This window comes from Thiocapsa sp., from assembly GCF_011390875.1.
In the GTDB taxonomy this organism is placed as follows: domain Bacteria; phylum Pseudomonadota; class Gammaproteobacteria; order Chromatiales; family Chromatiaceae; genus Thiocapsa.
On the sequence record NZ_JAABRP010000232.1, the window covers coordinates 1 to 6,936 of the forward strand.

Annotated in this window: 3 protein-coding genes and 1 pseudogene; 1 reads left to right on the forward strand and 3 read right to left on the reverse strand. The window is 63.1% G+C overall.

The window, feature by feature from the left end; all coding sequences use genetic code 11:
• From GPT33_RS15855 to GPT33_RS15865, 3 genes and pseudogenes are all read right to left on the reverse strand, one after another.
• Positions 1-298 (reverse strand): annotated as a pseudogene (locus tag GPT33_RS15855) (PAS domain S-box protein); the annotation flags it as partial.
• 480 nt (positions 299-778) lie between these two features.
• Positions 779-1,210, reverse strand: a complete 432-nt coding sequence (locus GPT33_RS15860) for a hypothetical protein (protein WP_296810741.1) — start codon at positions 1,208-1,210, stop codon at positions 779-781.
• A 61-nt stretch (positions 1,211-1,271) separates the two neighbouring features.
• On the reverse strand, positions 1,272-3,149 hold the full coding sequence (locus GPT33_RS15865) for an EAL domain-containing protein (RefSeq protein WP_296810744.1): 1,878 nt from the start codon (positions 3,147-3,149) through the stop codon (positions 1,272-1,274).
• 321 nt (positions 3,150-3,470) lie between these two features.
• Between GPT33_RS15865 and GPT33_RS15870 the strand changes: the two genes are divergently transcribed.
• Positions 3,471-6,521: a chemotaxis protein CheB gene (locus GPT33_RS15870; protein WP_296810747.1), complete on the forward strand. Its 3,051-nt coding sequence runs from the start codon at positions 3,471-3,473 to the stop codon at positions 6,519-6,521.
• Positions 6,522-6,936: the final 415 nt, after the last annotated feature.

Consider the following 6,936-nt stretch of genomic DNA (forward strand, 5'->3'; position numbering starts at 1 on the left):
CTCGGGATTGCCCGAGCAGCTTGGCGCCGGTCAGGTTGATGTTTTGGATCCTGCCCGCCGCGTCCATCGAGAGGTAACCGACGGGTGCAAAGTCATAGAGGTCCGCATAGCGCTCGCGAGACTCCTCCAGGATTGCACGCACCGCAAGCAGCTCGCGGTTTTGTTGCTCAAGCTCGATTTGATGGACATGAAGCTCGTGCACGAGGCGAGTCAACTCGTCCAACCCGTTGTCTGTGCGCTCGAGCTCTGCCAAGAGCCGCGTCAGTTGCGCATCACTCGCTTGGTCGAATCTTGCCATTGAACCGGCACCTCCGTTGTGCGGCCGGCGGTTTAAGCTCCGACGCCGGCGTTCGGGCGTGCTGTGCGCGACACCCGTCTCGGGTGTCGCGGTTCCGGAGTGTGTCGTTGCGTTTCGACGGCGGCGGTCCGCCTGCGTAAGACGCCATCCACGATCCACCGCCGACGCCCGGCACGGCAAGAGAGACCGGCGAGAACGCAATACGCACACCCCTATTTTAGAAGATCCTGGCCCATCCACGTCCCCTGCCGGATGAATCGGCGAGGCCGTGTTTTGCACCGCCGGCCCTTTCGATCACCTTGCCCTGTTGGGCGGGCAAGCGCAGCGCAGCACACCAGCCAGCGCAGGCGCGGGAATCGCTGGACTTCGCTCCCGCTCGCCCCCCACCGACCGGCTGTAACGAGCGAGAACGATCGGCGTTGAACCGAAGGGTTCGGGCAGGGGACGAGCAGCGCTCGATCGGCCGGCATCCCGGGATGCTTACATTAAAAACGGCTGGAGGGTCGCGCTGTCGAGGTCGAGGCCGTAGATTCGGATCTGCTCCACGCCTTTCCCCTTCAGCTCCCGGGTAACCAGGACCAGTGCCGCGATCCCGGAGTCGAAGATCCGGTCGACGCCGGTCAGGTCAAGCGTGCAGGCGTCGATGCTCTCGTCCACGGTTTGGCCGATCAGCAGCAAGGTAAAGGCGCAGCGCAGATCCAGCGAGCCGTCGATCCGGATGTGCAGGTGGCCGTCGTCGATCTCGTAGTCGAGATCCGCGGCAGGGGTTGCGATCCCCGGGGTGCGGTTGCCCGCTCGGTCGGCGCCCTGGCGCCCGACATCCTGAAGTCCACGGATCTTTATGGCTTGATCGCCTTTGCTCTGCAAGGCTGAAAACCGTCTCGCCGTTCGCACCGAATCGAGTCGTGTCATGGTGATGCTGTCCTCCCGGTTGTCGTCGTTCTCTTTTGACCGGCTGCTCTAGAACCATCTCTCAAGTCCATGTCTTGACGAACCGCATCAGCTCATCCGGACCGAGCGGCTGGGTGTAGAGAAACCCCTGCGCGATCGTGCAGCCGGCCTGCTTGAGGAAATCGGCCTGCCGTTGCGTCTCGACACCCTGAGCGACGACGCGCATGCCCAAGGTCTTGCCCAGGGCAAGAATCGCACATGCAATCGCCGCGTCGTCACTGTCTTGCGGAAGCCCGTCGATCAAGGATTTGTCCATCTTCAACTCCCCGATCGGCAGTCGCTTCAGATCCATGAGCGAGGAAGAGACCGCGCCGAAATGGTCGATCGAGAGCTCGATTCCGAGCCCCTTCAACCGGCGAATCGACTCCATTGCCGAGACGGAGTCCGACACGGGTCCCGTCTCCGTCAACTCGAGGCTGACCAGTCGTGCATCGAGATCGAGCTCCCGCAGCAGGGCGACCAGATCATCGGCGAACTCCGTCCGCTCCAGCTCCCTTCTGGACAAGTTGATCTTGATGAGGGTTCCCTCGTCGAGCCCATCGGTCTGCCAACGCTTGCGCTGAGTGCAGGCGGTACGCAGCACCCAGGCATCGATTCCGCGGATCAGTCCGGTCTCCTCGGCAAGCGCGAGGAACCCTTCGGGCGCCAGGCAGCCGAGCACTGGATGGTTCCATCTCACGAGTGCCTCGATGCCCGCAATGCGACGGGTATCCAGGGCGAGCTGCGGTTGGTAGGCCAGCACCAGCTCGCCGCGCTCGACGGCGTGGGCCAGACCTGACCTGAGCAGGATCCGGGCGAAGGCCTGCGCGGTCATGTCCGCGGCGTAGAATCGAAAGGTGTTGCGACCGCCCTGCTTGGCGATGTACATCGCCGTATCGGCTTGACGAACAAGGTCTTCCGCCGCGGTGCCGTCGTCCGGACAGACGCTGATGCCGATGCTGACGGTCAGCGCGATCTCGCCTTGTGGACCCGTATAGGGGTGGCGCAGCAGCTCGATCAGCTTGCGCGCGACCGCGGCGGCGGAGTCCGGCGAGTCCATCGGGGCAAGCAGCATCAGGAATTCGTCACCACCAATACGCGCAACAGTGTCGTCCTTGCGGATCTGTTCTTTAAGTCGAGTGGCGACGTCCTTGAGGACTTCGTCGCCGAAGGTGTGTCCGAAGCTGTCGTTGATCAGCTTGAAGCGGTCCAGGTCGATGAAGAGGACCGCGAGCTGCTCCCCGGTGCGCTGTGTGCGTGCGATCGCCTGCTCGAGGCGATCGGAGAATAGGGCGCGATTCGCCAAGCCAGTGAGCGGATCGTGCAGGGCCAGATGCGAGAGCGACTGCTCGCGCTCCTTGAGCTGCTCGAGCAGGTGTCGCTGCTCGGTGACATCGAGCATCACCGTGAGATAGACCGTCTCGCCGTCTTCGCCGCGGGCAGGTTCGCTCTCGAGCCTCAGATCGAGCGCGTGCCCGGTGTGGCGCTTGGTCAGCCGGACTCCGAGCGTGCGGCGTTCTGCGCTGCGCTGCACCGCCTCGATGTGCGCATGCAGTGCATGTGCTTGACCCGCATCCAGATGACTCCACAATGGCGTGCCCGTGAGGTCCTGGCGCTCCCTACCGAGCATCGATGCACCGGTCAGGTTGATCTCGCGAATGATGCCGCTGCGATCCAGCGTGCAATAGCCGACGGGTGCCCGATCGTAGAGTCGCGCATAGCGATCCCGCGAGATCTCGAGCGCACGCTGGGCGTCTTGAAGCTCGCGGTTTTGCTGGGTCAGCTCGATCTGATGGGTCTTGAAATCGCGCATGAGGCGGCTCAGCTCCTCTTCGCTGCCCGCCTGCTCCGATAAGGATTCGCCCGCTGGATCGACGTCCTCCCCGCTCCATCCCGGATGCTTCGCCATATGTCTGCTCATGTGTGTCCCGCTCGATCGGATCCTTATAGCGCGTGAGGTGTTCGACGCGTGGAATCTACCCGGCGTAGTACCGCGCGCCGAGGATCCCGGTGTTGACGTCGCCCGGATTTCGTTCCGGACGTTTACCGGACCCAAGTATATGAGAAAATTGTGGATTCTTGCATTGTGGCTTCACGCGGGCGGGCTCAGTAGTCTTACGGATCTGTCCCTGAATCGAACTGGATCTCGAATTGGCCCTCGATCGGGCGCGGCGGCGCGCCGTGAGTTGACAGCACGTTTCGCCCGTGCATTGATCCCGCGATCGATTACAAGGAGTCACCGATGAGCTCTGATCCGCAGGCATCGAAGCACCCCACCCCGCCGGAGTCTTCCCCCGAGCCCACGCAAGCCCCCTTTCACGCCGAAGAGCGAGATGTGCCTGCCGAGCCCGCCGGCGCCGAGCACAAGAACCCCGCCTACCGGGATGCCGAGTCCGAGAACGGCATCTTCCCGATCGTCGGAATCGGGGCCTCGGCCGGCGGGCTCGATGCCTTCCGTCGTCTGCTTCACCATCTACCGACGCACACCGGCATGGCCTTCGTGCTCATCCAGCATCTGGATCCGGCACATCCGAGCCTGCTGGCCGATCTGCTGGTCGGGGCGACCCGGATGCCGGTGCGCGAGGCCGTAGACGGTGAACCGGTCGAGCCCGACCATGTCTATGTCATCCCGCCGAATTGCTCGCTCGGTCTGCATCATCGACGCCTGCTCGTATTGGCGCGCCGGGAGGATCGCGGAGTGCACCTGCCGGTCGACAGCTTTCTGCAAACCCTGGCGGACGACTTGGGGCCCAAGGCCATCGGTGTGGTCCTCTCCGGGACCGGCTCGGATGGAACCCATGGGCTGAAGGCGATCAAGGCGGCCGGCGGAATGACCTTCGCACAAGACGAGCACACCGCTGAGCACTTCGGGATGCCGGGCAACGCGATTGCCGCCGGCTGTGTCGATCTAGTGATGGCGCCGCCGGAGATGGCGTGCGAGCTCGCGCGCATCGCGCGTCACGCTTATCTGCGCCATCCCTCGGGCGCGATTGCGGAGGTGCCGGGCGGCAATGAAGAGGATCTCGGTAAGATCTTCATGCTGCTGCGAACGCACACCGGAAACGACTTCAGCTTCTACAAGCGCGACACCATCCTGCGGAGGATCAAGCGGCGCATGGCCGTGCATCGGATCCACCGGCTTGCCGCGTACGTGCGCTATCTCCAGTCCGAGCCCGAAGAGATTGCGAGACTGTTCGACGATCTGCTGATCAGCGTCACCGGGTTCTTTCGCGAGCCCGAGGCGTTCGACGCCCTGCGCGAGAAGGTCTTTCCGGTCCTCTTCGCAGAGCCGGCTACCGAGCGCCCGGTCCGTGTCTGGGTGCCCGGTTGCGCCACCGGCGAGGAGGCCTACTCGATCGCCATCGCCATGATCGACTATCTGGGAGACCGGGCGAGCGCGACGCGCATTCAGATCTTCGGGACCGATATCGACGCGAAGGCGATCGAGAAGGCCCGCGCTGCTCTCTTTGCCGACCAAGTGGTCGCGCACCTGGCACCCGAGCAACTGAAACGTTTCTTCGTCAAGACTGCCGGCGGGTACGAGGTCGCCAAGCAGGTGCGTGATCTGTGCATCTTCGCAGTGCAGAATCTGGTGAAGGATCCGCCCTTCTCCAGGTTGGATCTGGTCTCCTGCCGTAATCTCATGATCTATTTCGGGCCGCCTTTGCAAAAGCAGGCCCTGCGGACCTTCCATTATTCCCTTGAGCCGAATCGGTTTTTGATGCTGGGGTCCTCGGAGTCCATCGGGGCGCGGGCCGATCTCTTCGCGCTGCTCGACCACAAGAACAAGATCTACACGAAGAAATCCATTTCTCCCCGGTTCGAGCCCGCGATGATGTCGCGCGCGTTGCAAGCGCCGGGCGATGTCCCGGTCGCCCCCCCGGCGCGGGGCTCAAACGAGCCGATCGATCTCACTGAAGCGACCGACCGGATGATCCTCAGGCACTACGGGCCGCCGGGCGTGGTGGTTTCGGGCGACCTCGGTATCCTGTTGTTCCGCGGAGAGACCGGCCGCTATCTCGATCCGATCCCGGGCACCGCAACCCTGAATCTACTCAAGCTTGCGCGCCGCGAGCTCGCGGTGGATCTGCGCACGGCTATCCAAGAGGCGCGTACGAGCGGGTCGGCCGTCACCAAGAGTCGCGTCTGGTATCGGCGCAACGGCACGGATGCCTGGGTCGGTTTGCGGGTGCTGCCGATCGACGACGGCGGGCCGTCCGATCGGCTGTTGGTCTTGTTCGAGGAAACCCCGGCCGCCGAGCCGGATTCGGTCCCGACAAGCGGCGCAACGAGCGAGCCCTCGATCCCGGTAGACGAGCGCATCGTCGCGCTGGAGCGCGAGCTGACCTCCACGCGCGACTATCTCCAATCGGTCATCACGGAGCAGGAGCGCAACAACGAGCAGCTCAAATCCGCCAACGAAGAGATCCAGTCCGCCAACGAGGAGCTGCAAAGCACCATCGAGGAGCTGGAGACCGCCAAGGAAGAGCTTCAATCGACCAACGAGGAGCTGGCGACCGTCAATTGCGAGCTGGAGGACCGCAACAACGACCTGGCCGAGGCCAACAGCGATCTCGGCAATCTACTCGTCAGCGTCCATCTCCCGGTGCTGATCCTGGGGGCGGACCTGCGTATCCGTCATTTCACGCCGCAGGCCGAGCGGCTCTTGAACCTGATTTCCTCGGATCTCGGTCGGCCCATCGGCAACATCAAGCCGAATATCGAGATTCCCGATCTGGAGATCCTGGTTCGGTCCGTCATCGATCGGGTGACGCTCCAGGCGTTGGAGATTCAGGACAATCAGGGTCACTGGTACTCAGTGCGGATTCGTCCATATAAGTCAGCAGAGAACCGCATCGAGGGCGCGGTGATCGCCTTCATCGACGTGGACGAGATAAAGACGTCCGAGACTCGCCTGCGCCAAGCCTTGGAGCAGGAGCAACGGCTCGCGGCCCTGGTGAGGGATTCCGACGATGCCATGACGGTGCAAGGCTTCGACGGGGCCATCCGTGCCTGGAACCCGGCGGCCGAACGCATCTACGGTTATCGCGAGAACGACGCCCTGGCAATGTCCATCGAGCGCCTGATGCCGCCCGAGGCGATGGAGCTCTATCGCACGACGATCGAGCAGCTGCAACGCGGCGAGCGCGTCAAGCCGTTCGAGAGCGCGCGGCTGCGTGCCGACGGCAGTCGTCTGCCCGTGTTGATCCATCCTACGGCACTACTCGACGCGCGCGGGATCCCCTACGCTCTGGCGACAACCGAGCGTCCGCTCGGCCAATCCCAGACCTAAGCAGCGTGAGGCGGTAGGTGCCGGTTCGACAACAAGGTGCACAGATGCGTGAACGCCATCACCCGTAGGTTGGGCAAAGCACCGCGTGCCCAAACAGCACAGACATCACAGGCAGCTGCCCCCGTCGCCTTTCTCATCGAAACCGCGCCACATCCAAAGGGCCGTGCGTGTTCGAGCGGACGAGGACACCAACCAGAGATCCGGATCCAAACGCATGGAAGCGGTTTGGATCATTCGAGCTTGCTAACTTTCTAATTAGCTGCGCTGCATCAAATCAGGGCGAACGCAAAGCGCCTAGAATCCAAAACGGATAGGTTGAGGTCTGTTGTATGTCGTTGTTGGATGAAATTCCCGTCGTCGTCGAATCCGGCTCTGCCGCGCCCGAGGGCAATCCCCATCGGCACGGCAATGCCGA